The 22,104-nt window shown below is 66.2% G+C and carries 23 protein-coding genes and 1 riboswitch; of the genes, 15 read left to right on the top strand and 8 right to left on the bottom strand.

From position 1 onward, the window contains the following. Positions 1 to 18 precede the first annotated feature (18 nt). Both TZ00_RS18615 and TZ00_RS03295 read right to left on the bottom strand, forming a co-directional pair. Positions 19 to 885, bottom strand: coding sequence for a hypothetical protein (locus TZ00_RS18615; protein WP_052521233.1), 867 nt, complete (start codon positions 883 to 885; stop codon positions 19 to 21). A 308-nt stretch (positions 886 to 1,193) separates the two neighbouring features. Continuing rightward, complete coding sequence (locus tag TZ00_RS03295; RefSeq protein ID WP_084605875.1) at positions 1,194 to 2,192, bottom strand: SDR family oxidoreductase; 999 nt, start codon at positions 2,190 to 2,192, stop codon at positions 1,194 to 1,196. Between the two features lie 100 nt (positions 2,193 to 2,292). Here TZ00_RS03295 and TZ00_RS03290 point away from each other — a divergent pair, with 100 nt between their 5' ends. Both TZ00_RS03290 and TZ00_RS03285 read left to right on the top strand, forming a co-directional pair. Next, complete coding sequence (locus tag TZ00_RS03290) at positions 2,293 to 3,129, top strand: helix-turn-helix transcriptional regulator (protein WP_044439134.1); 837 nt, start codon at positions 2,293 to 2,295, stop codon at positions 3,127 to 3,129. Between the two features lie 54 nt (positions 3,130 to 3,183). Further along, positions 3,184 to 3,249, top strand: a riboswitch (guanidine-III (ykkC-III) riboswitch). A 19-nt stretch (positions 3,250 to 3,268) separates the two neighbouring features. Further along, positions 3,269 to 3,583, top strand: coding sequence for a DMT family transporter (locus TZ00_RS03285; RefSeq protein ID WP_044439133.1), 315 nt, complete (start codon positions 3,269 to 3,271; stop codon positions 3,581 to 3,583). On the opposite strand, the gene TZ00_RS03280 is transcribed toward TZ00_RS03285, so the two are convergent. Genes TZ00_RS03280 through TZ00_RS03260 form a run of 5 tightly spaced genes read right to left on the bottom strand, consistent with a single transcriptional unit; the run spans position 3,567 to position 7,920 of the window. Beyond that, positions 3,567 to 4,298 carry a class I SAM-dependent methyltransferase gene (locus TZ00_RS03280; RefSeq protein WP_044439132.1) on the bottom strand — a complete coding sequence of 244 codons (732 nt, stop codon included), beginning with the start codon at positions 4,296 to 4,298 and terminating at the stop codon, positions 3,567 to 3,569. The genes TZ00_RS03285 and TZ00_RS03280 overlap by 17 nt on opposite strands. Positions 4,299 to 4,322: 24 nt before the next feature. Continuing rightward, a complete protein-coding gene (locus TZ00_RS03275; RefSeq protein WP_044439131.1) occupies positions 4,323 to 4,835 on the bottom strand; it encodes a hypothetical protein in 513 nt (170 codons plus the stop codon). Positions 4,836 to 4,859: 24 nt separating this feature from the next. Next, positions 4,860 to 5,888, bottom strand: a complete 1,029-nt coding sequence (locus tag TZ00_RS03270; protein ID WP_044439130.1) for a YeiH family protein — start codon at positions 5,886 to 5,888, stop codon at positions 4,860 to 4,862. Next, positions 5,885 to 7,486: a dolichyl-phosphate-mannose--protein mannosyltransferase gene (locus TZ00_RS03265; protein ID WP_238579550.1), complete on the bottom strand. Its 1,602-nt coding sequence runs from the start codon at positions 7,484 to 7,486 to the stop codon at positions 5,885 to 5,887. Before TZ00_RS03265 ends, TZ00_RS03270 begins: the two co-directional genes overlap by 4 nt. Next, complete coding sequence (locus tag TZ00_RS03260; RefSeq protein ID WP_044439128.1) at positions 7,483 to 7,920, bottom strand: GtrA family protein; 438 nt, start codon at positions 7,918 to 7,920, stop codon at positions 7,483 to 7,485. The genes TZ00_RS03265 and TZ00_RS03260 overlap by 4 nt, the downstream gene beginning before the upstream one ends. A gap of 40 nt (positions 7,921 to 7,960) precedes the next feature. Between TZ00_RS03260 and rsmI the strand changes: the two genes are divergently transcribed. The 13 genes from rsmI (at position 7,961) to TZ00_RS18610 (ending at position 21,508) form a co-directional block, all read left to right on the top strand. Next, positions 7,961 to 8,821 (top strand): 16S rRNA (cytidine(1402)-2'-O)-methyltransferase, encoded by an 861-nt coding sequence (rsmI, locus tag TZ00_RS03255; protein ID WP_044439127.1) that lies wholly within the window; start codon positions 7,961 to 7,963, stop codon positions 8,819 to 8,821. A 48-nt stretch (positions 8,822 to 8,869) separates the two neighbouring features. Beyond that, entirely contained in the window at positions 8,870 to 10,447 is a 1,578-nt protein-coding gene (gene metG, locus TZ00_RS03250) for a methionine--tRNA ligase (RefSeq protein WP_044439126.1), read from the top strand. 2 nt (positions 10,448 to 10,449) lie between these two features. Further along, positions 10,450 to 11,340: a TatD family hydrolase gene (locus TZ00_RS03245; protein ID WP_044439125.1), complete on the top strand. Its 891-nt coding sequence runs from the start codon at positions 10,450 to 10,452 to the stop codon at positions 11,338 to 11,340. Next, positions 11,337 to 12,194: a 16S rRNA (adenine(1518)-N(6)/adenine(1519)-N(6))-dimethyltransferase RsmA gene (gene rsmA, locus TZ00_RS03240; protein WP_044439124.1), complete on the top strand. Its 858-nt coding sequence runs from the start codon at positions 11,337 to 11,339 to the stop codon at positions 12,192 to 12,194. The genes TZ00_RS03245 and rsmA overlap by 4 nt, the downstream gene beginning before the upstream one ends. 100 nt (positions 12,195 to 12,294) lie before the next feature. Then, entirely contained in the window at positions 12,295 to 13,338 is a 1,044-nt protein-coding gene (locus TZ00_RS03235) for a BMP family ABC transporter substrate-binding protein (protein WP_044439123.1), read from the top strand. Next, a complete protein-coding gene (locus TZ00_RS03230) occupies positions 13,335 to 14,882 on the top strand; it encodes an ABC transporter ATP-binding protein (protein ID WP_044439122.1) in 1,548 nt (515 codons plus the stop codon). Before TZ00_RS03235 ends, TZ00_RS03230 begins: the two co-directional genes overlap by 4 nt. Beyond that, positions 14,879 to 15,919 (top strand): ABC transporter permease, encoded by a 1,041-nt coding sequence (locus TZ00_RS03225; RefSeq protein WP_044439121.1) that lies wholly within the window; start codon positions 14,879 to 14,881, stop codon positions 15,917 to 15,919. The genes TZ00_RS03230 and TZ00_RS03225 overlap by 4 nt, the downstream gene beginning before the upstream one ends. Then, entirely contained in the window at positions 15,919 to 16,839 is a 921-nt protein-coding gene (locus TZ00_RS03220) for an ABC transporter permease (protein ID WP_052521232.1), read from the top strand. The genes TZ00_RS03225 and TZ00_RS03220 overlap by 1 nt, the downstream gene beginning before the upstream one ends. After that, positions 16,836 to 17,825, top strand: coding sequence for a nucleoside hydrolase (locus TZ00_RS03215; protein ID WP_052521231.1), 990 nt, complete (start codon positions 16,836 to 16,838; stop codon positions 17,823 to 17,825). Before TZ00_RS03220 ends, TZ00_RS03215 begins: the two co-directional genes overlap by 4 nt. A 43-nt stretch (positions 17,826 to 17,868) precedes the next feature. Then, positions 17,869 to 18,804 (top strand): 4-(cytidine 5'-diphospho)-2-C-methyl-D-erythritol kinase, encoded by a 936-nt coding sequence (locus TZ00_RS03210; protein ID WP_044439120.1) that lies wholly within the window; start codon positions 17,869 to 17,871, stop codon positions 18,802 to 18,804. Positions 18,805 to 18,838: 34 nt separating this feature from the next. Continuing rightward, positions 18,839 to 19,792, top strand: a complete 954-nt coding sequence (locus TZ00_RS03205) for an ABC transporter ATP-binding protein (protein ID WP_044439379.1) — start codon at positions 18,839 to 18,841, stop codon at positions 19,790 to 19,792. Further along, complete coding sequence (locus TZ00_RS03200) at positions 19,789 to 20,856, top strand: ABC transporter permease (RefSeq protein WP_044439119.1); 1,068 nt, start codon at positions 19,789 to 19,791, stop codon at positions 20,854 to 20,856. The genes TZ00_RS03205 and TZ00_RS03200 overlap by 4 nt, the downstream gene beginning before the upstream one ends. 31 nt (positions 20,857 to 20,887) lie before the next feature. Next, the gene (locus tag TZ00_RS18610) at positions 20,888 to 21,508 is read left to right on the top strand and encodes an alpha/beta fold hydrolase (protein ID WP_052521230.1); all 621 of its coding nucleotides are present in this window, start codon (positions 20,888 to 20,890) and stop codon (positions 21,506 to 21,508) included. Here TZ00_RS18610 and TZ00_RS03190 read toward each other — a convergent pair. Continuing rightward, positions 21,505 to 22,044: an adenine phosphoribosyltransferase gene (locus TZ00_RS03190; RefSeq protein WP_044439118.1), complete on the bottom strand. Its 540-nt coding sequence runs from the start codon at positions 22,042 to 22,044 to the stop codon at positions 21,505 to 21,507. The genes TZ00_RS18610 and TZ00_RS03190 overlap by 4 nt on opposite strands. Positions 22,045 to 22,104: the final 60 nt, after the last annotated feature.

Genomic DNA, 22,104 nt, shown 5'->3' with positions numbered 1-22,104 from the left:
CCTCGCTCGTCACTCTGTCTAGCAGTCCTGGATGACCGGATGCAAGGACCCTCCGATTCTCAGGAAGCGCGCACCCACGCACTGACCGGAGTTATCTGCCTGCACTGATGCCACGAAGAAAACCGCGGCGTAAGCGGTGCAGGCAGCACCGACGTAAACATTGGCGACCGCTGCCGAGCCGCAGAGAAGAGCTCCCGCGGCAGCCAACGACGCGGAAGCTGTCTTCGTCTCGGTCTTATCGAACATGACAGTGCACCAGGCGATGTCGCACGCCAGGCTCGGGTCCGCAACGACGGGGTACGCGGCGCCCGCGTGTTCGACGTGCTGCACGAGGGTACTGCCGTCGAGCGAGAAGCTCGTACTAATACTGGCCCCCGAGGCATCCACCGCCCAAGCCGGATTGATGACATTGACCGTCGTGCCGGCAGCGTCCTTGATGGCGACCGACCCTTCCGTGAGCTCAAGGGTGGCAGGCGCACCATCGACGGCAACATTGAACCTGTACTCGGTCGGAGCGGAGGCGTCGTTGATGACGGCGTAGCCAGCGTTGAGGGCGTGGCCCGGTCCGGTGAATGCATAGTCGTAGGAGCCGTCTGTTCCGTAGATCAGCGAACCAGATGCGCCGGTCTGGGCGGACGTAGTGTCAGCTCCCGGCGTGATGCTGACGGTACGGTTCTCGTGCTGCACGGTGAGCCCCGTGCTTAGCGACAGAGACGCGCTCGACTGCTGAGCACTGTCCACATCGAGAGCGCGAGCATCGTCACCGACCTCGGCACCGACAGGTGAGAGAAGACCGAGCGCCCCTAGAGCCGATTCGGCAGTCTGTGTCCTGTCCAGCGGCTCTGCGCCGGCAACCGAAGGGGCCGCGACCATCGAACCCAGCACCAACGTGGCGCCTATCAACATTGATGCGGTAGCTCTACTGTTTTTTATCAAGATACTGCCTTTCAATACGAGCACCCCTCGTTTGGGGTACAACTTCATGCTCGCATTCGTATGGCACCCAAACAAGAGCACGAATGAGACTTGAGGTCTCACGGATAACATTCCTTACCTCTGTCACAACCATCTGCCGAAAACTCAGGAACGTGTTATTTAGCTATGAGACACCCGTAAGACCTGGATGAAGCTAGTCGGCTATGTTGCGTGTCGACGAATCGTCCACACTTTTCCCGACCCGTCCTTCACTCCCACTATCGAGTTGTCTCTGTGCTCAAGACGGGGAGCGCTCTCCTTGTTATGAGGCTTGATCGGCGCGGTCGTTCGTGATCGGCGATTCGCTCTGCCCGTTGTTGCTCGCGGTGGCAGCTGTGCTGTTCAGCCTGGATGTGCTGACCGCGACGACCCAGATCTTCTTCTGGTTCACGTCGTTCTTCTTCGCCTCCGCCGGAGCATCTAGTGCCCGTTTCGCTGTCAGCGAGACGTTCCCGGACCCATTCTCCGCGGTCAAACACGACCGCTGAGCAGGGCGAGAACGTTGTCGAAACGGCCTCGGCCTCGGCGAATCTCAGGAACCGCACGCGGTCTACGAGAATCTCCGTCGCATCCGGATTCGCCTCGAGGATGGACATGGTCTCGTCGAGGAACTCGTCGACCGGCATCGCGTGGGGATCGTTCTCTTGGCCGAGCAGGGTCGTGGCGACCGCGGGCGGGGCGAGTTCCAGTACCTGGATGCTCGTGTCGGCCAGCTGCACGCGCAGGCTCTGCGAGAACGAATGGATGGCGGCCTTGGTCGCGCTGTAGGTGGGCGTGGCCGGCAGCGGCACGAAGGCGAGGCCGGAGGAGACCGTCATGATCGTGGCCGACGGGCGGCTCGACAGGTGCGGCACGAGTGCCGCGATGAGCCGGATCGGACCGAGCAGGTTCGTGGCGATGGTGCGCTCGGCGGTCTCGAGGAAGTCGGCCGTGTGCAGGTCTTCGAACTCCATGATTCCGGCCATCAGAATCACGGTGTCGAGTTCGGGGTGCTCGGCGACGACCTGCTGCGTGGCCTTCTCGATGGAGGAGGGGTCGGCGGTGTCGATCTGCACGGCGTCGATTCCGGGGTGCTCGGTGGCGATGCGGTCGAGCAGCTCGGTGCGGCGCCCGCCGACGATCACATGGTTGCCGGCTGCCTGAAAGCGCAGGGCCAGGCCGAGTCCGAGTCCCGACGTTGCGCCGGGGATGAAAATGGTGTTTCCGGTGATGTTCATGGCTCGACTCAACACCGATCGCGCACGGCGCAGAAGGGAGCGCTTGTCCACGGATTCGCAGTCCCTTGTTGCGTCGGCCGCGCACCGCCACGATGGACACATGGACAGACCCGCTCTCGCAGACTTTCTCCGGCGTCGCCGCGAGGCGCTGAAACCGCGTGACGTCGGACTGCTCGACGGATCGCGACGCCGCACTCCCGGTCTGAAGCGTGAGGAGGTCGCCCTCCTGGTGGGCATGTCGACCGACTACTACTCGCGACTCGAGCAGCAGCGCGGCCCGCAGCCCTCGGAGCAGATGGTGGCCGCGATCGCCCGCGGACTGCGCCTGACTCCCGACGAGCGCGACCACCTGTTCCGGCTGACCGGACACAACGCGCCGCGGCGGGCACTCGCGACGCACCATGTCGCGCCCGCCCTGATGCGTGTTCTCGACCGGCTCGACGACACTCCCGCGCTCGTGCTCTCAGACCTGGGCGAGACGCTCGCGCAGAACGCGATGGCGACCGCGCTGCTCGGCGACGAGACGCGGTTCACCGGCCTTGCCGCGAGCGCCGTCTACCGCTGGTTCACCGACCCCGGGGCGCGCAGCCGGTATCCGCAGCGCGACCACGACCATCAGAGCCGCATCCAGGTCGCCGCCCTGCGCGCATCTGTGTCGGCGTCGGGCGGCTCCGAGCGCGGCCGGGCGATCGTCTCCGAGCTGCTGTCGACGAGCGAGAAGTTCGCGACGATCTGGGAACTGCACGAGGTGCGTAACCGCTTCGACGACCACAAGACTCTCGTGCACCCGGAAATCGGCGAGATCGAGGTCGACTGCCAGGCGCTCTTCACCGAGAACCTGTCTCAGGCGCTGCTCGTGCTCACGGCGTCGCCCGGAACCGAGGCGGCCGAGAAGCTCGCCCTGTTGCAGGTGGTGGGTCACCAGACGTTCGCGTGAGCGGCGGCATCGGCGCTGCACACAGAATTCGCAGGATGCCGTGAAAGTCTCTTGTGATGGCCCGGAACGATGGCCACCGGACGAGGGCGCAGTACCCGGAACGCGACAAGACTGACCACCACTAAGGAGTGGAACAGTCATGTCTTGGATCATCCTTGTCATCTCCGGAATTCTCGAGGCCGTGTGGGCGACCGCCCTCGGAAAGTCGGAGGGCTTCACGAAGCTCTGGCCGACGCTCACTTTCGTCGTCGCCCTCATTCTCAGCATGCTCGGCCTCGCATATGCGATGCGCGACATCCCTGTCGGCACGTCCTATGCCGTGTGGGTCGGCATCGGCGCAGCCCTCACGGTGGGCTACGCGATGTTCTTCGGGGGAGAGGGAGTGTCGCTCGTGAAGCTGCTTCTCGTGATCGGCATCGTGGCCTGCGTCGTGGGGCTCAAGGTGTTGCACTGACCGGGAGCGCCGATGGGATCGGTACCTCCACGACAAAGAACAGAAAACCGGGCGTCGTGGCCTGCCGCTCGAAGTCATCCGGGAACAACTCACGCGAGGCCGGGTCGGGCTGAGGCTCGCTGATGACGGAGAGCCGGAACCCGGCATCCGTGAACGCTTCGGTCATCGCTCCCAAGGACTTTCGCCAGAACTTCATGGGTGCGGAGTGCTCACCGATCGTCCAGGTGAACGTGTAGGTGTCAGGGGTGAAGTAGTCGGGCCACGGCTGCCGGAACGTGTACGCGACGAACGGATGATCTACCGATGCGATCAGACGTCCGCCCGGCCGGAGAATCCTTCGGAACTCGGTGAGGGTAGGACCCCAGTCCTCCAAGTAATGCAAGACGAGCGACGCGGTCACCTCGTCGAATGACGCGTCGGCGAACGGCAGTGGGTCGCTGATGTCGCCCACGCGCAGGTCCGCATCCTCTCCGAGTCTGCGCCGGGCCAGCGCTATCATCTCGGCGCTGAGATCCAGTCCTGTCACCGTGGCTCCCCGATCGCGGAGCGCAGCAGTCAGGGGGCCCGCCCCACATCCTGCGTCGAGGATGTTGTGGCCGCTCACGTCGCCAGCCAGTGCGAGCACCGCGGGCCGCTCGTAGTGAGCATTGGCGAAGTTGCTCTCGTTCGCGGCTGCGTACGCCTCGGCGAAACTGTCGTAGTCGTTGGTAAGCATGCGCCCTACGTTATCGATCTGCGGTCAGTTGGATCCGATGAGTTCGACCAGTTGTTCCGCACTGACAGTCGAAGAAGGAGCGATCTGCACCTCGTCGCCTTCCAGAGCCTCGGGAACTGTGAGGGCAGCGAAGACCTGGTTATCTGCCCGAAGAACGAGTCGAGCATCGGACCCGGCGCTTGCAACCGCGGCCGATGCGGACTGAAGTACCGCTGCCCCGTCTGCGTCGAATCGAACGTCGACAAGATCGCTCTGGTTATTGCTGGCGACAGCTGCGGAGTCGACGCCGGCTCGTGTGAAGTCCGAGGGGATGACCAAAACATACTCTCCGTTGACGAGCGTGCACTGGGACTCCGAGTTCTCCGTACAGGTCTGGGAGACGGCGACATCCAGACTCCCACCACGAGCGGCGGCAGTCGGCTCCCCGGCATCGTCGCCGGTCGAACACGCGCTGAGCGCCACGATCAGGAGCCCCGTGGCGGCTCCGGCAAGGGCACGACTGAGGCGGGTTCTTTCTTGTCCGTTGCGTTGTGTCATCACTTCAGGCTACCCATGACGATGTCAGGAGCGAGTTGTCACCCACACGGCGACCACCGAGAGCGCCGCGATGAACACCCACGAGCCGAGGCCCACGATCAGGGCCTTCCAGCCCGTGCGCGCCAGCTCTGTGAACCGGATGCCCGTGCCGAGCGCGAACAGGGCGGTGGCGAGAAGGGCCGTTTGCAGAACGTCGGCCACCTCGAGCACCCCGCCCGGAAGCGGGACGACTGTGCGCACGAGCACGGCGGCCAGGAAGCCGAGCACGAACAGGGGAACGATGGGCGGGCGCTTCGTCGTGCCTGCGTCAACGGCCGAGGAGGAGGAAAGCGGGGTACGGCGTCGCTCGACCGCTCCCACGATCGCCACCATCGGGGCGAGCGTCAGAACGCGGGTGAGCTTGACGACCACGGCAGCGGCCAGGGCGACGGGCCCGGCGATCTGGGCTGTCGCGACGACCTGACCCACGTCGTGCACGCTGAGGCCGACCCAGGTGCCGAACTCCGCGGCGTCGAAGCCGAGCGGGATGCGGGCGAGGGGGAGCAGCGCGATTGCCAGGGTGCCGCACAGCGTCACGAGTGCGATCGGGGTCGCGCTCTCCGAATCCTTCGCGCGGGTGACCGCGCTCATGGCGCCCACGGCGGATGCGCCGCAGATCGAGAAACCCGCGGCAATGAGCAGCGGCTGGTAGCCGGGTAGGCCGAGCATCCGGCCGAGGAGCAGGGTGACGCCGAACGTGAGGATAACCACGAGAACGATCGCGATGATCGTCACGACGCCGAGGCCGGCGATGTCAACGAGGCTCAATTTGAGACCAAGAAGAACGATGCCGATGCGCAGCAGGCGTCGGGCCGAGAGTGAGAGTCCTGCCTTCAGCGGGCCGTCGAGCAGGGGGCGCAGCGCCGGAATCTGAGCGACGATCATGCCGAGGGCCACCGCAACAGTGAGAAGCGGGAGGACGGGAAACGCGAGGTGCAACAGGAACGCAATGCCCGCGGCGCAGGCGGCGACCAGCATGCCCGGAAGCCAGTCAGGAAGCGTTGACCGAGTCATCGCCAACTGGGCAGCCAGTAGTGCAGCGAGAGGAACCATCCGGGAACGGACTGCGCGGTCCAGACCGGATAGAAGAAGGCGCTGACCGCGGCGCAGATGACGAGGAACGCGATGACCGCGCGCACGCCGCCCACACGCATCCATCGGGGATCGGTGCGTTTGCCCAACGCCAGCCCGATCACGAAGACGAGCCCGAGGATCAGATAGGGCTCGAACGCGATCGTGTAGAACTGGTAGATCGTGCGGTTGATGTACAGCAGCCACGGCAGGTAGCCCGCGACCATCCCCATGAGGATGAAGCCGACGACCCATTCGCGCTTGCGGATCAGGCGGTAGACCAGATAGAGCAGTGCCGCCGTGCCTGCCCACCAGATGATGGGGTTGGCGATCGAGGTGATGTTCTCGTAGCAGGTGTCAGCGCCGCAGCCGCCCTGACCGTTGTCGATCGTGCGGATGTACATCTGCGTGGGCCGGATCAGGAACAGCCACGTGAGCGGATTCGCCTGATAGGGATGCGGCGTGTGCTCGTTGACGTGGTAGTTGTAGACGGCCGCCTCGAGGTGCCAGAAGTTCTGGGCCCAGTTGGGCACCCAGGCGAGCAACCCGGTCCAGTGTTCGCCCGAGGTCTGCACCCACTGCCGGTACATTCCGCCCGAGGTGAGGAACCATCCCGACCAGGTCGAGAGGTAGACGACGATCGCGATCGGAACGGTGAGCAGGAAGGTGACCGGCCCCTGTTTGAGAATTGCGCCCGCGGCCCACAACGGCAGGCCCGCACGGCGACGAGCGAGGGCGTCGACGACCACCAGATAGACGGCGAACGCGGCAAGAAAATACAGTCCAGACCACTTGACGCTCGACGCCAGACCGAACAGGATGCCTGCGGCCAGCACCCACGGACGCCACCAGAGCGCCGGTCCCCACCGAGCAACCCGACCGTGTTTCTCGGCCGTCATGAGCTTCTCGTCGAGTCGCCTCGCGTGCCATTCGCGATCCATGAGCACCGCACCCACGCCGGCAAGGGCGATGAGGGCGAAGATGCCATCGAGCAGTGCGACACGGCTCATGACGATGGCGTGGCCGTCGATCGCGATGAGGAACCCCGCGACCGTGGCGAGGAACGTGGAGCGGAAGAGCTTCTTGGCCACAAGAGTGGTGAGCAGAACCAGGAGAATTCCGCAGATTGCCACCGAGATGCGCCAGCCAACGCTCGAGTCGGCACCGAAGACAGCCAGGCCGAGTGCGATCACCCACTTGCCGAGAGGCGGGTGAACGGCGAACGATCCCTGTTGCAGAAATCCGTCTGTGTCGCCCGCGTTGAATGCCTCGTCTGCGTCGGCCGGCCAGGTCGACTCGTAGCCGTTGCGCAGAGTCGTGTAAGCGTCTTTGACATAGAACGTCTCGTCGAAGACCAGCGAGTGCGGGTGCCCGAGGTTGACCAGGCGCAGGATGGCGCCGAGGAGGGTGACGGCTATCGGGCCGCCCCACGCCCAGAGGCGCTGCCGACCGGGTGTGGAGAGCATGCGTCCCCACCAGTCGTCGAGTCGCGAACCGGTCGGCTCGGGCGCGAGAACAGGAGGGCTCTGCAGGTCGGTCACGTGCCCCATCGTAAAGGCTTCTTCGTACGCGGCTCGTCGTCAGCGAACACCCAGAAGCGCATCGACACGAAGATGAAGCTGGCCACGAGCACGATCGCCACGAACTGCACGATGAGCGGATCGAAGCCCAGATGCTCGACGAAGACGGCGAGGATGGCCACGTTGATGCCATAGCCGACCGCATTGACGACGAGGAACCTCACCAGGGAGCGTCGTGCGCTGCCCGCATGGGCGAACGTGAACGAGCGGTTACCCACGTAGCTCACGATCATGCCCAGCGCGTAGGTGATGCTGGCCGCCGCGATGGCGGGAACGCCCGCAATCGTCATGATCGCGAAGAGTGCATACGCCAGAAGGTTGTTCGCCACACCCAGGGCGCCGAACCGCACGACTTTGCTGCGCCAGAGGGTGCCGAGGAGTCGGCCGAATCCCATGCCCACTCCTTGCTTCGCGACTGCTCGATACTCTTAGGCAATGATCATCCTCGCGGGCACGCCCATCGGCAATCTGAAGGATGCGTCGGTGCGGCTCGTCGAGACGCTCGAGGCCTGCGAACTCATCGCCGCCGAAGACACGCGCGTCGCGATCAAGCTGCTGCGTGCGCTGAATCTCGAGAACCGGCCGCGGCTGGTGGCGCTGCACGACCACAACGAACGCGAGAAGGCGGCGGAGCTCGTGGAGTTCGCGCGCACTGCCGATCTCGTCGTGATGAGCGACGCCGGCATGCCGACCGTGTCGGACCCCGGGTTCCATCTCGTGGCCGCCGCCGTGGCCGCGGGCGTCGAGGTCACCGCGATCCCCGGGCCGTCGGCGGTGCTCATGGCGCTCGCGGTCTCGGGCCTGCCCACAGACCGCTTCACCTTCGAAGGATTTCTGCCGCGCAAGCAGGGGGAGAGGCTGCAGGTTCTGGGGGCGCTGGCGAGGGAGCCACGCACGATGGTGTTCTTCGAGTCGCCCAATCGCATCGCCGCATCTCTCGCCGACATCGCGAGCGCGCTGGGCGCCGACCGCCGCGTGGCCGTGGCGCGGGAGCTCACGAAACTGTACGAGCAGGTGAAGCGTGGCACGGCATCCGAATTGGTGGAATGGGCCGAGGCCGGCGTCAAGGGCGAGATCGTGATCGTGGTGGCGGGTGCGCAGCCGTTGGAGGTCGACCTGGCCACAGGGGTCGCGCAGGTGCTCGAGCTCGTGGCCGACGGCACGAGGTTGAAGGATGCGTCGGCCGCCATCGCCGAGGCGACCGGGCTGTCGCGGCGCGACCTGTACGAGGCGGCGCTGGAGCAGCGCACGGGGCGCACACCGGCTAACGAGCAGGCGCAGCTGCCGCTGCTGTAGCGCGTAACAGGGGAAGCGCGGGCGAGCCGCGCCTTTATGATGGGGAGCATGTCCGACGGCTCCTCGTTTTATATCACCACGCCTATTTTCTATGTGAATGACGTGCCCCACATCGGGCACGCCTATACAGAGGTGGCCGCCGATGTTCTCGCGCGCTGGCACCGCCAGGCGGGTGACGACACCTGGTTCCTCACCGGAACCGACGAGCACGGTCAGAAGATTCTGCGCACCGCCATCGCCAACGGCGTCACGCCGAAGGAGTGGGCTGACCGCCTCGTCGAGTCGGCGTGGCAGCCCCTTCTCAAGACCATCGACATCTCGAATGACGACTTCATCCGCACCACCGATGAGCGTCACGAGGTCAACGTGCAGCTCTTCCTGCAGCGCCTCTTCGACGCCGGGTACATCTACACCGGCGAGTACGAGGGCTACTACTGCGTGGGCTGCGAGGAGTACAAGGCCGACAGCGACCTCGTCGACGGCACCGGTGCCTACGAGGGCCAGAAGGTCTGTGCGATCCACTCGAAGCCCGTGGAACTGCTGAAGGAGCGCAACTACTTCTTCCGCATGAGTGACTTCAGCCAGCGGCTGCTCGACCTCTACGAAGAGAACCCGAACTTCATTCAGCCCGAGAGCGTGCGCAACGAGATCGTGTCGTTCGTGCGGCGTGGACTCACCGACCTGTCGATCTCGCGCCAGACGTTCGACTGGGGAATCAAGGTTCCGTGGGACGAGTCGCACGTGGTCTACGTGTGGTTCGACGCCCTGCTCAACTACATCACCGCCGCGGGCTACGGCCACGACGACGAGGCGTTCGCCCGTCGCTGGCCCGCCACGCACATCGTCGGAAAAGACATCGCCCGCTTCCACGCCGTCATCTGGCCCGCCATGCTCATGGCCGCCGGACTCGAGGTTCCGAAGCAGGTCTTCGGCCACGGCTGGCTGCTCGTCGGCGGCGAGAAGATGTCGAAGTCGAAGCTCACGGGCATCGCTCCGAACCAGATCACCGACACCTTCGGCTCGGACGCGTTCCGCTACTACTTCCTGCGCGCGATCAACTTCGGCCAGGACGGCTCGTTCAGCTGGGAGGATCTGTCGGCCCGCTACCAGGCCGAGCTCGCCAACGGCTTCGGCAACCTCGCCTCGCGCGTGATCGCCATGGTCATCCGCTATTTCGACGGCGTCATTCCCGACGCCGGGGTTCTGGATGCGCCGGACACCGCGATTTGCGACACCGAGGTGCGGGTGACGGCCGCCGCCGACGAGGCCATCTCCCGACTCGCCATCCACGAGGCCATCGCCTCGATCTGGCAGCTCGTCGACGAGCTGAACGGATACATCACCCTGCAGGAGCCGTGGGCTCTGTCGAAAGACCCGGCGAATCGCGAACGGCTCGGCACCGTGCTGAACACGGCGGTGCGCGGAATCGGCACGCTCGCTGTGCTGCTCTCGCCCGTGATCCCCGAGGCCTCGGCGAAGCTCTGGACCGCCTTGAACGGTGCAGGCGCGGTCTCCGACCAGCCCATCCGCTCGGCGTTCGATTGGGCCGGGGGCACGACGGTCACAGCCCTCCAACCCCTGTTCCCGCGCATCGAGTCGAGTGAGACCGACGGGTCGGCCGCGTAGTCGTGCCTACTGACCACAGCTATCCGCCGCTGCCCGAGCCCCTCGTGGTGGGCGTGTACGACAATCACACGCATCTCGATCCGCCCCCTTCGACGGGCTCGGGGAGCGGGGAGAACGAGGAGCGCGAGGTGCTCGGATATCTCGAGCAGCTCGATCGTGCGTCGAGCGTCGGCGTGCGTGGGGTCGTGCAGGTCGGCGGCGACATCGAGTCGAGCATCTGGTCGGCCGAGCAGGCGGCGCGCGAGCCGCGCATGCTGGCGGCCGTCGCCATCCACCCGAACGAGGCACCGCGCTACGACGCGGCCGGCGAACTCGACGACGCTCTGGCCGTGATCGCCGAGCTGGCCACCCGCCCCCGGGTTCGGGCCATCGGAGAGACCGGGCTCGACTTCTTTCGCACACCGGAGGAGGGCCGCGCCGCTCAGTTCAGGTCGTTCGAGGCGCACATCGACATTGCGAAGAAGAACGGGCTGGCCCTTCAGATTCACGATCGCGACGCGCACGACGACGTCATCGAGACGCTGCTGCGGGTGGGAGCGCCCGAGCGCACCGTGTTCCACTGCTACTCGGGTGACGGGGCGATGGCGCGCATCTGCGCCGACAACGGCTGGTACATGTCGTTCGCCGGAACGGTGACGTTCAAGAACGCCGAGAACCTGCGCGACGCGCTCGAGGTAGCTCCGCGCCAGCTGCTGCTCGTCGAGACGGATGCGCCGTTCTTGACCCCGACACCGTTGCGCGGGCGGCCGAACGCTCCCTATCTGCTGCCGTACACGCTGCGCTTTATGGCGTCGCATCTCGGCACCGACGTGTCGATGCTCGCGGCGCAGATCACTTCCAACACCGAGCTCGTCTACGGCACCTGGGATTCCGAGCCGGTGATCGCCGAATGACTGAGCCTGCCGAAGCGAAGCTCCTCGGCCCCGCCGAGATCCGCGACCTCGCCGAATTGCTCGACCTGACTCCCACGAAGAAGCTCGGTCAGAACTTCGTGATCGACGGCAACACCGTGCGGAGGATCGTGCGCGTCGCCGGAGTGCAGGCGGGGGAGACCGTCGTCGAAGTCGGGCCGGGCCTCGGATCGCTGACCCTCGGCATCCTCGAGATCGGCGCATCGGTGGTGGCCGTCGAGATCGACAAGAGGCTGGCTGCGCAGCTGCCGGACACCGTTCGGGCGCTACAGCCGAACGCCAACCTGACGGTCGTACGCGACGATGCCATGAGCATCCAGAGCCTGCCGGATGCGCCGGTTCGCCTGGTCGCGAACCTTCCGTACAACGTCTCGGTTCCCGTACTGCTGCACTTTCTCGAGCACTTCCCGTCGATTCAGTCGGGGGTGGTGATGGTGCAGGCCGAGGTCGGGCACCGGCTCGCCGCTGTTCCGGGATCGAAGATCTATGGCAGCCCGAGCGTGAAGGCGGCATGGTACGGCGACTGGAAGACGAGCGGAAACGTGAGCAGGCAGGTGTTCTGGCCCGTTCCCAACGTCGACTCGGTGCTTGTGTCGTTCCATCGCCACGAGGCTCTGCCCGACACCGAAGAGGTGCGCGTGCGCACCTTCGAGGTTGTCGACGCCGCCTTCCAGCAGCGCCGCAAGATGCTGCGGCAGTCGCTGATCCCGGTGTTCGGCGACACGCAGCAGGCTCAGGGCGTGCTCGAGCGGGCCGGCGTCGAGCCCACCATGCGCGGAGAAGCTCTGACGATGGAGGATTTCCACCGCATCGGGCGTGCCGCCATGAAGAACTAAGCAATCGTCATTACCGCCTGTGACGCTGGGTGAAATCGCTAGCCGAATCGCTTGCTAGCGTTGGACAGCACCCCTCCCGACAGCAACCCTGGAGACATCCATGTCCACACTCACCCGGCGCATCGGCGCCGTCGCCCTCACGGCCGCGCTCGTCGCGGGCGTCTCCGCGTGTTCCTCGTCGTCAGGCTCGTCGTCTGACGAATCGTCGGGCGACAAGTCGATCATTCTGATCACCCCGACGGCCGTCGGGTCGAACAACTTTCTGAAGCTCGCCGTCGAGGGCGCGAAGGCCGCCGGCAAGGCGAACGGCGCCAAGGTCGACATCTACGAGAGCAAGGACCCGGCGTCGATCCAGCAGAACATCGACGAGGCCGTGCGTGCCGCGCCCGACGTGATCATCGGCGTCTCGTTCAGCGTTCTCGACCAGGTCACGGCCGCGGCCGCCGACAACCCCGACCAGCAGTTCCTGCTGATCGACACCTCGGCGGAGAAGCCCACCGACAACCTGACGGCGGCCGTGTTCAAGGAGTACGAGTCGAACTACCTTGTCGGCGTCGAGGCGGGCCTGCTCACCAAGACGAACAGCATCGGCGCGATCGGCGCGCTCGACACCCCGTTCATCCACCGCTGGATCGACCCGTTCTTCGCGGGAGCCAAGAGCGTGAACCCCGAGGTCAAGACGACCCAGCAGTACGTCGGCGGCGACAACCCGTTCGGTGACCAGGCCCGCGCCAAGGCGCAGGCCCAGATCATCGCCGACTCGGGTGCCGACTACGTGAACGCGGCGGCCTCTGCCGGAAACCTCGGTGTGTTCGAAGCCGCGGCTGCGGGCAGCTTCAAGGCCTTCGGCGTCGACTCCAACCAGTGCCTCGAGTCGCCCGGAAACGTGGTCGACAACTCGATCAAGCGCGTCGACGTCGCGGTCGAGAACGCGGTGAAGGACATCTTCGCGGGCAACGGTGGCGGCTTCAAGTCGTACGGCCTCGCCGAGGGTGGCGTGGGCGTCACCGGGCTCGAAGACGACGTCGCGTCGTCGAAGTGCCTGATCGCCGACCACCCCGACGTCATTGAGAAGGTCAAGGCGGTTCGCGACCAGATCGTCTCGGGTGAGATCACCGTCGAGGATCCCCTCACCGCCGGATGAGCACTGCCGCAGTAGAGCTGAGAGCGATCAGCAGGAGGTTCGATGCCGTCGTGGCGAACGACGGCATCGACCTCGTGCTGGCCCGGGGCACCGTTCACGCCGTGATGGGCGAGAACGGAGCGGGCAAGTCGACCCTGATGTCGATCCTGTTCGGCTTGGTGCGCCCCGATTCGGGCGAGATCATCGTCGACGGAGAGGCGCGCTCCTTTCAGAGCCCGCTCGACGCCATCGCTGCCGGTCTCGGCATGGTGCATCAGCACTTCAGGCTCTTCGACTCGATGACCGTGGCCGAGAACGTGGTCTTCGGTGCCGAGCCCACCCGGGGCGGACGCATCGATCGTGCCGCAGCCGATGCGCGCGTGCGCAGCCTTGCCGAGCGCTACGGGCTCGACACCGATCCGCAAGCCCGGGTCGGAGACCTGTCTGCCGGAGCGCGGCAACGCGTCGAGATTCTCAAGGCTCTGCACCGCGATGCCCGCATCCTCATTCTCGACGAGCCGACAGCCGTGCTCACCCCCTCCGAGGTCACCTCGCTCTTCACGGTGATCCGGCGGGCGGCCGAAGGCGGTACCACAGTGGTGCTCGTCACCCACAAGATCCAGGAAGTGCTCGACGTGTCGACAGAGGTCACCGTGCTGCGCGACGGCCGGGTCTCCGGTCGATTCGTCACCGCCGACACGACCTCGGCCGAACTCGTGCGCGCCATGACCGGCCGCGAGGTCGAGGTCGTCGCCAATCCCGGAACGGGCACGCTCGGCGAGACCGTACTCGAGGTCGAGGGCGTCTCGGTCGTGGATGCGCGGGTCGAGCGGGTCTCCAACGTCTCGCTCGCGGTTCGGCGCGGCGAGATCGTTGGCATCGCCGGCGTCTCGGGCAACGGCCAGCACGATCTCGTGGCCGCCATTCTGGGCACGACGCCCGTCTCGGCCGGGCGCATCCTGCTCGGCGGCGACGACGTCACGGGCGCGCCCGTCGCGGCGCGACGATCGGCGGGGCTCGCCGTGATTCCCGAAGACAGGCGCGGCGAGGGCAGCGCGGTGACCATGTCGATCACCGAGAACCTCTCGCTGGGCCACCACAGGCAGCCGCCGATCGGCCGGCCGAAAGGCTTCGGCAGGGGCTGGATGTCTCTGCCCGCCGCCCGCACACGCGCGAGCGAGCAGATCTCGTCGTACGACATCCGCACCTCGGGTGAGAAGCAGCCCGTCGGTTCGCTCTCCGGCGGCAACGCGCAGAAGGTCGTGATCGCCAGAGAGCTCGCGTTCGACGCTCCGCTGCTGATCGCCGAGCAGCCCACCCAGGGCGTCGACGTGGGTGCCATCGAGGCCATCCATGGACGCCTGCTCGACTACCGGGCCTCGGGTCGCGGAATTCTGCTCGTGTCGCATGAGATCTCGGAGCTGCTGGCTCTTGCCGACCGGGTGCTCGTGATGTTCGCCGGCGAGATCGTGGCCGAGTTCGACCGGTCGCAGGCGAGCGCCGAGCGCATCGGTGCGGCCATGGCTGGAGCCGCCGCTGCGGCCGGGGAAGAGTGGACAGCATGATCGCGAGACTCACCCGCCACCCCGCCGTGGTGCCCATCGGGGCCGTCGTGCTGGCGATCCTCATCGGGGCCGTTGTCATTCTGCTGGCCGGGCTCAACCCGATCGACGCCTACGCGGCCGTGCTGCAGGGCTCGCTCGATGTGCGCAACCTCGACTACACGTTCTCGGTCTGGGGATTTATCTGCGGCATGGGACTCGTTGCCGCCATCCCGCTGCGCATGGGCGAGTTCAACCTCGGCGGAAACGGGCAGTTGGTTCTCGGAGGCGTCACTGCCTACGTCGTGGCCAGCCAGCTCGGCCTGCCCGGAATCATCGCCGTGCCGTTCGCTCTGATCGCGGCGATGCTCGTGAGCGGAGGCTTCGCGGCCGTATCGGCGCCGCTCGCCACACGCTTCGGCATTCCGATCATCATCTCGACCCTGCTGCTCTCGCCTGTAGCGGTGGCCGTGGCCTCGTACCTGGTGCGCTTTCCCCTCGCCGAGAAGGGATCGGGCAACGCCCAGACGCCCGTTCTGCCCGAAGACGCGCACATCTGGAGCCTCGGAGACCTGCGCTACACCACGGTGGGTCTGCCGCTCATGGTCGCCGTCATGGTGATCTTCTACGTCGTCGACTCGCGCTCGGCCGTGGGCTTCGAGCTGCGCGTCACGGGAGCCAACCGCCGCTTCGGCGAGTACGCGGGCCTCAAGCCCGGCCGACTCGCGATCGGAGCGATGGGATCGGCGGGCGCCGTGGCCGGGCTGGTCGGCGCGATCATTGTGCTCTCGTCGCCGTACCGCTTCATCGACGGGGCGCTCATCTCGCCCGGTTACACCTTCGCCGGTCTCGCTGCGGCGCTGCTCGCCGGGGGTCGACCTGCGCTGGTGCCCGTCACCGCCATCCTGTTCACCATCCTTCAGGTCGGGGGAGCGAGCATGGAGCGCACGGCCGAGGTTCCCCGCCAGCTCTCCGACGTGCTGCAGGGCGTGGTCATCGTGATCCTCGCGCTTCGCGTGGTTCTCGATCGTCGGCGCGCCGGCGCCGGAAAGGACAGCTGATGAGCATCTTCGAGTGGAGCTTCGTCGCGGCCGTGCTCACCAGCGCGACGCCCATCCTCTTCGCCGCCCTGGCCGGCGCCCTGTGTGCGCAGGCCGGCGTGTTCAACATCGCGCTCGAGGGGCAGATGCTGTGGGGCGCGTTCGCCGCCGTCGCCGGCAGCTACTACACCGGCAACGCCTGGGCCGGTGTGCTCGTCGCCGTGCTCTCGACCGCCATCTACTCCGTGATCCTCGCGGTGGGAGCCGCGCGCTGGAAGGCCGATCCGATCATCATCGCGATCGGCACGAACCTGCTCTCGCTCGGACTCACCGGCTTTCTGCTGCGCGTTCTCTTCGACACCTCGGGATCGTTCGCGCCGCAGGGCCTCAACGGCATCGGCACCATGCCGTTCCTGAATGGCATCCCCGTGATCGGCGACGTGTTCGCCGGGCAGTCTGTGCTCGTGCCCTTGGCGTTCGTGCTCATCGTGGCGGCGGGTCTGTGGCTGCGGCTCACGCCCGGCGGGCTGCGCCTGCGCGGTGTGGGCGAGCATCCGGATGCCGCGGCCACGCTGGGCATCGGCGTCGCCCGGTATCAGGCGTGGGTCACCATCCTCGGCGGCGGACTCTGCGGCCTGGCCGGAGCCCAGCTATCTCTCGGCAACGTGACCCTGTTCACCGAGAACATGACCGCTGGCCGAGGCTGGATCGCGGTCGCCGCGGTCATCCTCGTCGCGAACAAGGCATTCTGGCTGCCGGTCGCCTGCCTCGGCTTCGGCGCCGCCGAGGCACTCGGCTTCCGGCTGCAGGGCATCGGCGCCCCGCAGCAGCTCACCGATGCGGCGCCCTACGCCATCACCCTCGTTGTTCTCGTGATCATGCGTGTCGTGGTGACGCGCCGACGCACGCACGCCCTCACCCCCAAGGAGACCCTCGTATGACCGCAGCAGAGCCGAGCGACGTGCGCCACATCATCGTCGACACCGATACCGGAATCGACGACGCTCTCGCGCTGCTCTACCTGGCGGGCCGTGATGATGCCGAGATCTCGGCCATCACGAGCGTCTACGGCAACACCCCGGTCGAAGACGCGGTTGCGAACATCGCCCGGGTGTTGAAGATCGCCGGCCTCGAAGACACCCTGGTTGCGCGCGGAGCGGCAGGACCCATCAACGGCGAGCCACGCATCGCCGGCCACGTGCACGGGGGAGATGGCCTCGGAGACCTCTACAGCGAGAAGCTGGCGCCGAAGAACCTGTCGCCCCTGTCGTCAGCTGAGCTGCTGGTGGAGCTCGCGCGTTCCCGCCCCGGCTACTACGACCTGCTGCCGATCGGCCCGCTCACCAACGTGGGACTCGCGCTCGAGATCGAGCCCGAGCTGCTGACCCTGTTCCGGTCGACCGTCATCATGGGCGGCTCCGGGCCGTTCCCGCCGCTCGGCACCGTGCAGATGGTGGACGCGAACATCCACAACGACGCCGAGGCCGCAGCCCGCGTGTTCGCCGCACCGCGCACGAACCTCGTGATGGTGGGTGTGAACGTGACCGCCGGCACGATCGTCGACGAGGCGGCCGTGCAGGCGCTGCACCGGGCGGGCACCGAGTGGGGAACCTTCTCGGCCGACATCCTCGAGGCCTACATGGACTTCTACCAGTTCTCGTGGGGACGCCGAGTCTCTCCTGCCCACGACGGGCTGGCGGCTGCGCTGCTCGTGCAGCCCGAGTGGATCACGTCGTCGCTGAGCGGCCCTGTCAACATCACGACCGATGGCTTCGCGACGCGCGCCCACCTGCTGCGCACACACGAGGGCCTGCCCGTGAGCTGGCCTGTGACACCGGCGCCCGACACGCAGGTCGTGCTCGATGTCGACCGGCAGGCGTTCCTCGCCGACTTCGTCTCGGTGCTGGCAGGACTCGGCCGCGCGTAGCCTGCGGTCGGATCGCCCCTCCGGTTGCGTATAGGTTGATTGCATGGTCACTCAGAGGGCGCTGTCGACAGTGCACGTTCGGGCGCCGGGCAAGATCAACGTCTTTCTCAAGGTCGGGGCGGTGATGGATGACGGGTACCACGATGTGGCCACGGCCTATCAGGCCGTCTCGCTCTACGAGAATGTGCGCGCGACGATCTCGGACGACTTCTCTGTGTCGTTCGGGGGCAGCATCGACTGCTCGGCACTCGAAGTCGACGGTACGAACCTCGCCATTCGTGCGGCGCGCATGCTGGCACGCAAAGCGGGCTACCGGGGCGGCGTGCACCTCGACATCGAGAAGAATGTGCCTATCGCCGGTGGTATGGGCGGCGGCTCTGCCGACGCGGCCGCCACTCTCGTGGCCTGCGACACTCTGTGGGGCACCGATCTGGGTCGCGACGAGCTCCTCGGCCTCGCGTCTCGTCTCGGAGCCGATGTTCCATTCGCGCTCACAGGTGGAACAGCCGTCGGCACCGGCCGTGGAGACCAGCTGAGCCCCGCCCTCGCCAAGGGGTCGTTCAACTGGGTGCTTGCGCTGGCCGACTTCGGATCGAGCACCCCCGAGGTCTACCGCGAGCTCGACCGGCACCGCGACCGTCATGCTCAAGACATCTTTCCCGCACAGACTCAGCCGACGGTCGACGCGACCGTGCTGCAGGCGCTGCGCTCGGGCGATTCTCACGTGCTCGCCGACGCGCTGTACAACGATCTGCAGGCCCCGGCGCTGCATTTGAACCCGGCGCTCACGGGCATCCTCGAACTCGGCGAGGCGAACGGCGCGCTCGCGGGGATCGTGTCGGGATCCGGCCCGACGGTGGCGTTTCTTGCCGAGAACCTCGACACGGCGCTCGAACTGCAGATCGCGCTGAGCGCTGCCCGGCACCGAGTCGTGCGCGTCACAGGGCCTGTGCACGGCGCGCGCGTCGTATCGGACTAGACAACATAACGACCGCACTTCGAAAGGCGTCATGATGCTCACGACAACCGGCGGAATCGCGGTCGAGGGGGTGCGGCGCTCGTTCGGCAGCGTGCGCGCCGTCACCAACATCAGTTTCGAGGCGAGACCGGGCACGGTCACCGCTCTGGTCGGTCCCAATGGCTCCGGCAAGACCACCCTGCTGCTGATGCTCGCGACCCTGCTCGCGCCCGACGAGGGCTCGATTCGTATCAATGGGCACGATCCCGTCGTCGATCCGCTGGCGGTCAGGGCGATCATGGGGTGGATGCCGGACGCGCTCGGTTCCTGGGCGTCTCTTACGGTGCGCACCACGCTCCAGCTCACCGCGCGCATGTATGGCCGCGACGTGGCGCAGGCGGCGGCCAGGGCCGACGAGCTCATCGACCTGGTCGAACTGTGGGAGCTTGCCGACAGACCGACGAGGGTGCTCTCGCGCGGGCAGAAGCAGAAGCTCAGTCTTGCGAGAGCGCTGGTGCACGACCCTTCAGTGCTGTTACTCGATGAGCCGGCATCCGGCCTCGATCCGGCTGCGCGCATCGAGCTGCGCATCCTGGTGCGTCGGCTCGCGGCCGAGGGCAGAACGATCCTCGTTTCCAGTCACGTGCTCGCAGAGCTCGACGAACTCGCCGACACCGCGATCTACGTCGAGCGGGGTGCGTCTATCAGTGCCGAGCGCGTCGCCAGAGCCACGTCGAGCGCGCGGCCGTGGCGCATCCGGGCGCTGGAGCCGACATCGATCGTGCCCGCGCTCATCGCCGCTGGCATACCGGCCGACGCGATCGGCGCCGATGGCTCAGGGATACTCGTCTCGGTCGACACGGAACAGCGTGCCGCGGGCCTTCTTGGCGTTCTCGTGTCGGCGGGCGTCGAGGTCACCTCGTTCAGCCCGGCGACCGGTGACCTCGAGCACACTTTCCTCGATCTGCAGTCGAGACACGACGGCCGAGTCGATGGGAGCGGTCGATGAGCTTTTTCAGCGGACTGAAAGTCATCGTCGGCCTCGAGCTGCGGCAGCGGGTGCGGGGCGTCGCCTGGTATGTGCTTCTCGGTATCTTCGTGCTGCTCGTCGCCATCGTCACCCTGCTCGTGGGAGTCGTGGCACGCTCGAGCTATATGGGTAACTCTGAGACCGGAGGCTGGCTCTACTCGCTCATCATCTACTTCGTGCTCCTCCTGGGCACGCTGATCGCCCCGGCGCTGAGCGGCAACGCGGTGAACGGGGAGCGAGACTCGGGCACCTTGGCGACGATGCAGGTGACGCTCGTCTCGAGCGCGCAGATCGTTCTCGGCAAGTTCGTGGCGTCGTGGATCGCCACGCTGGCCTTCCTGGTCGCTTCGATCCCGTTCCTGCTCATCTCATCGGCCTTCGGTGGGCTCGCGCCGATCACGGTGTTGCTGTCGGTGCTGGCGTTGGCGCTCGAGCTTGGCGTGATTGCCGCAATTGGGGTGGGGCTGTCGGCGATCCTCGCCCGGCCTCTGTTTTCGATCGTCGTGAGCTATCTAGCGGTCGCTGCTTTAAGCCTCGGGACACTGATCGCCTTCGGGCTCGGCGGTATCGCCGTGCAATCGGAGGTGCGCGCCACGACGATAAGCCCGGTGTATTCCAGCTCGGACGGCTCGTACAACGAGAGCAATACTTTCACCTGTGGTTCGCCGACCACATCGACGTACTCGACGCCGCGATTCGACCTCTTCTGGCCGATCCTGTCGGCGAATCCCTACGTCGTTCTCGCCGACATCACGCCTGGACAGTTCGACTCGCATGGTAATCCGCAGGACCTTTTCACAGCCATTGGTTCTGGGGTGCGCGCCGCTCAGATCACCCCGGATCTCTCTCCCGATTATGACTATTGCTCCGAGAACGGGTACTCGATGAGCAAGACTTCTGAAGAGATTTACGCCAGTACGGTGCCATCGTGGTTCGTCGGACTCGCCCTGCATCTCCTGCTGGCGGCGGGGGCACTCACGTGGGGGATCGCGCGCACGAAGACGCCAGCACGCAAGCTCGCCTCAGGCAGCAGGGTGGCGTGATCGAGCTCTTACATATCGCTACGCTCGTCGTATGAGCACACCCACCGTCCTCTTCGCCCCAGGGGCTGGGGGAGATCCCGCTCGCTATTCAGTTCTCATAGATGCGATCCGCGACGCAGGTTTCCCTGTCATCGCCCCGCAGAGCGAGCACTTCGACCCGAGGACAGTCACCACGTCGCAGTTACAAGCGCGGGTAGACGACCTGCACCGTGCCCTGACAGAGCACGGCGACGTCGATTCCGTGGTGAGCGTCGTCGGACATTCGGTCGGCGCGTGGGCAGCCCTCTGTCTGGCCGGCGCCCAACCGTGGGGCAAAGACGGCCAACCCATCGAGGTAAGCGCGAACCCGCGCGTGACCAGACTCGTGCTTCTCGCTCCCACAGTCGGATGGTTCGCCGCCCCCGGAGCGCTCGATCGCGTCGTGGTGCCGATGTCTATTCACGTGGGCGCCGCAGATACTGTCACGCCGCCAGGCACCGCTTCGCTCCTTCGCTCAGCACCTGCCGACGTCGCCATCAACGAGTACGCGAACGTGGGCCACTACGACTTCATGAGCACCTTGCCGCCACACGTTATGCCGACGAACGGTCTCGATCACGCCGTCTTTCTGCGTGAACTCGCTCAGACGATCGTCGCCCAGCTCGGGAACTAGGACGCGGGGTAGCTGCTCAGTTCGAGGACGTCGTGGCCGGCAAGAGCGGCCCGGCCTCCGAGATCATCGAGGGCGATGACGATGCCGATGCCCGCCACGGCCCAGCCGGCACGCTCGGCGAGTGTCACGACGGCCGCGAGCGTGCCCCCGGTTGCGAGCAGGTCGTCGAGGATCACGACGCGGGAGCCTCGGGGCAGAACGTTCGGTTGCACCTGCAGTGTGGCCGTGCCGTACTCGAGGGCATAGTCCTCGCTCAGCAGCTCACCGGGCAGCTTGCCCGCCTTGCGCACCGAGACCATGCCCACCCCGCGTGCGTAGGCCATGGCCGCAGCGATGCCGAACCCGCGTGCTTCGATGCCGAGCACGGCATCCACCTGGCCCCAGTCGTGCGAGGCGAACGCGTCGACGACAGAGGCGAACGCCTCGCCGTTCGCGTAGACCGACGTGACGTCGCGGAAGAGGATCCCCTCGCTCGGGAAGTCCTGCACGGTGAGCAAGTGGGCGTCGATGAGTTCGGCGGTTGTTTCAGCGGGCATGCCTTCACGCTACCGGGGCTCGGGCCCGCCTCATGACGATGGCGCCCGCGTGGAGCGATA

The organism is Agreia bicolorata (genome assembly GCF_000938265.1).
Lineage (GTDB): Bacteria > Actinomycetota > Actinomycetes > Actinomycetales > Microbacteriaceae > Agreia > Agreia bicolorata.
This window is presented reverse-complemented; position numbering and strand designations above follow the sequence as displayed.

Coding starts and splice junctions, on each gene's coding strand:
- metG (WP_044439126.1), top strand. CDS start 8,870: ATGTCCGACGGCTCCTCGTTTTATATCACCACGCCTATTTTCTATGTG.
- TZ00_RS03270 (WP_044439130.1), bottom strand. CDS start 5,888: ATGACTCGGTCAACGCTTCCTGACTGGCTTCCGGGCATGCTGGTCGCC.
- TZ00_RS03295 (WP_084605875.1), bottom strand. CDS start 2,192: ATGAACATCACCGGAAACACCATTTTCATCCCCGGCGCAACGTCGGGA.
- TZ00_RS03215 (WP_052521231.1), top strand. CDS start 16,836: ATGACCGCAGCAGAGCCGAGCGACGTGCGCCACATCATCGTCGACACC.
- TZ00_RS03205 (WP_044439379.1), top strand. CDS start 18,839: ATGCTCACGACAACCGGCGGAATCGCGGTCGAGGGGGTGCGGCGCTCG.
- TZ00_RS03220 (WP_052521232.1), top strand. CDS start 15,919: ATGAGCATCTTCGAGTGGAGCTTCGTCGCGGCCGTGCTCACCAGCGCG.
- TZ00_RS03260 (WP_044439128.1), bottom strand. CDS start 7,920: ATGGGATTCGGCCGACTCCTCGGCACCCTCTGGCGCAGCAAAGTCGTG.
- TZ00_RS03280 (WP_044439132.1), bottom strand. CDS start 4,298: ATGCTTACCAACGACTACGACAGTTTCGCCGAGGCGTACGCAGCCGCG.
- TZ00_RS03230 (WP_044439122.1), top strand. CDS start 13,335: ATGAGCACTGCCGCAGTAGAGCTGAGAGCGATCAGCAGGAGGTTCGAT.
- rsmA (WP_044439124.1), top strand. CDS start 11,337: ATGACTGAGCCTGCCGAAGCGAAGCTCCTCGGCCCCGCCGAGATCCGC.
- TZ00_RS18610 (WP_052521230.1), top strand. CDS start 20,888: ATGAGCACACCCACCGTCCTCTTCGCCCCAGGGGCTGGGGGAGATCCC.
- TZ00_RS03190 (WP_044439118.1), bottom strand. CDS start 22,044: ATGCCCGCTGAAACAACCGCCGAACTCATCGACGCCCACTTGCTCACC.
- TZ00_RS03225 (WP_044439121.1), top strand. CDS start 14,879: ATGATCGCGAGACTCACCCGCCACCCCGCCGTGGTGCCCATCGGGGCC.
- TZ00_RS03285 (WP_044439133.1), top strand. CDS start 3,269: ATGTCTTGGATCATCCTTGTCATCTCCGGAATTCTCGAGGCCGTGTGG.
- TZ00_RS03200 (WP_044439119.1), top strand. CDS start 19,789: ATGAGCTTTTTCAGCGGACTGAAAGTCATCGTCGGCCTCGAGCTGCGG.
- TZ00_RS03290 (WP_044439134.1), top strand. CDS start 2,293: ATGGACAGACCCGCTCTCGCAGACTTTCTCCGGCGTCGCCGCGAGGCG.
- TZ00_RS03210 (WP_044439120.1), top strand. CDS start 17,869: ATGGTCACTCAGAGGGCGCTGTCGACAGTGCACGTTCGGGCGCCGGGC.
- rsmI (WP_044439127.1), top strand. CDS start 7,961: ATGATCATCCTCGCGGGCACGCCCATCGGCAATCTGAAGGATGCGTCG.
- TZ00_RS03275 (WP_044439131.1), bottom strand. CDS start 4,835: ATGACACAACGCAACGGACAAGAAAGAACCCGCCTCAGTCGTGCCCTT.
- TZ00_RS03235 (WP_044439123.1), top strand. CDS start 12,295: ATGTCCACACTCACCCGGCGCATCGGCGCCGTCGCCCTCACGGCCGCG.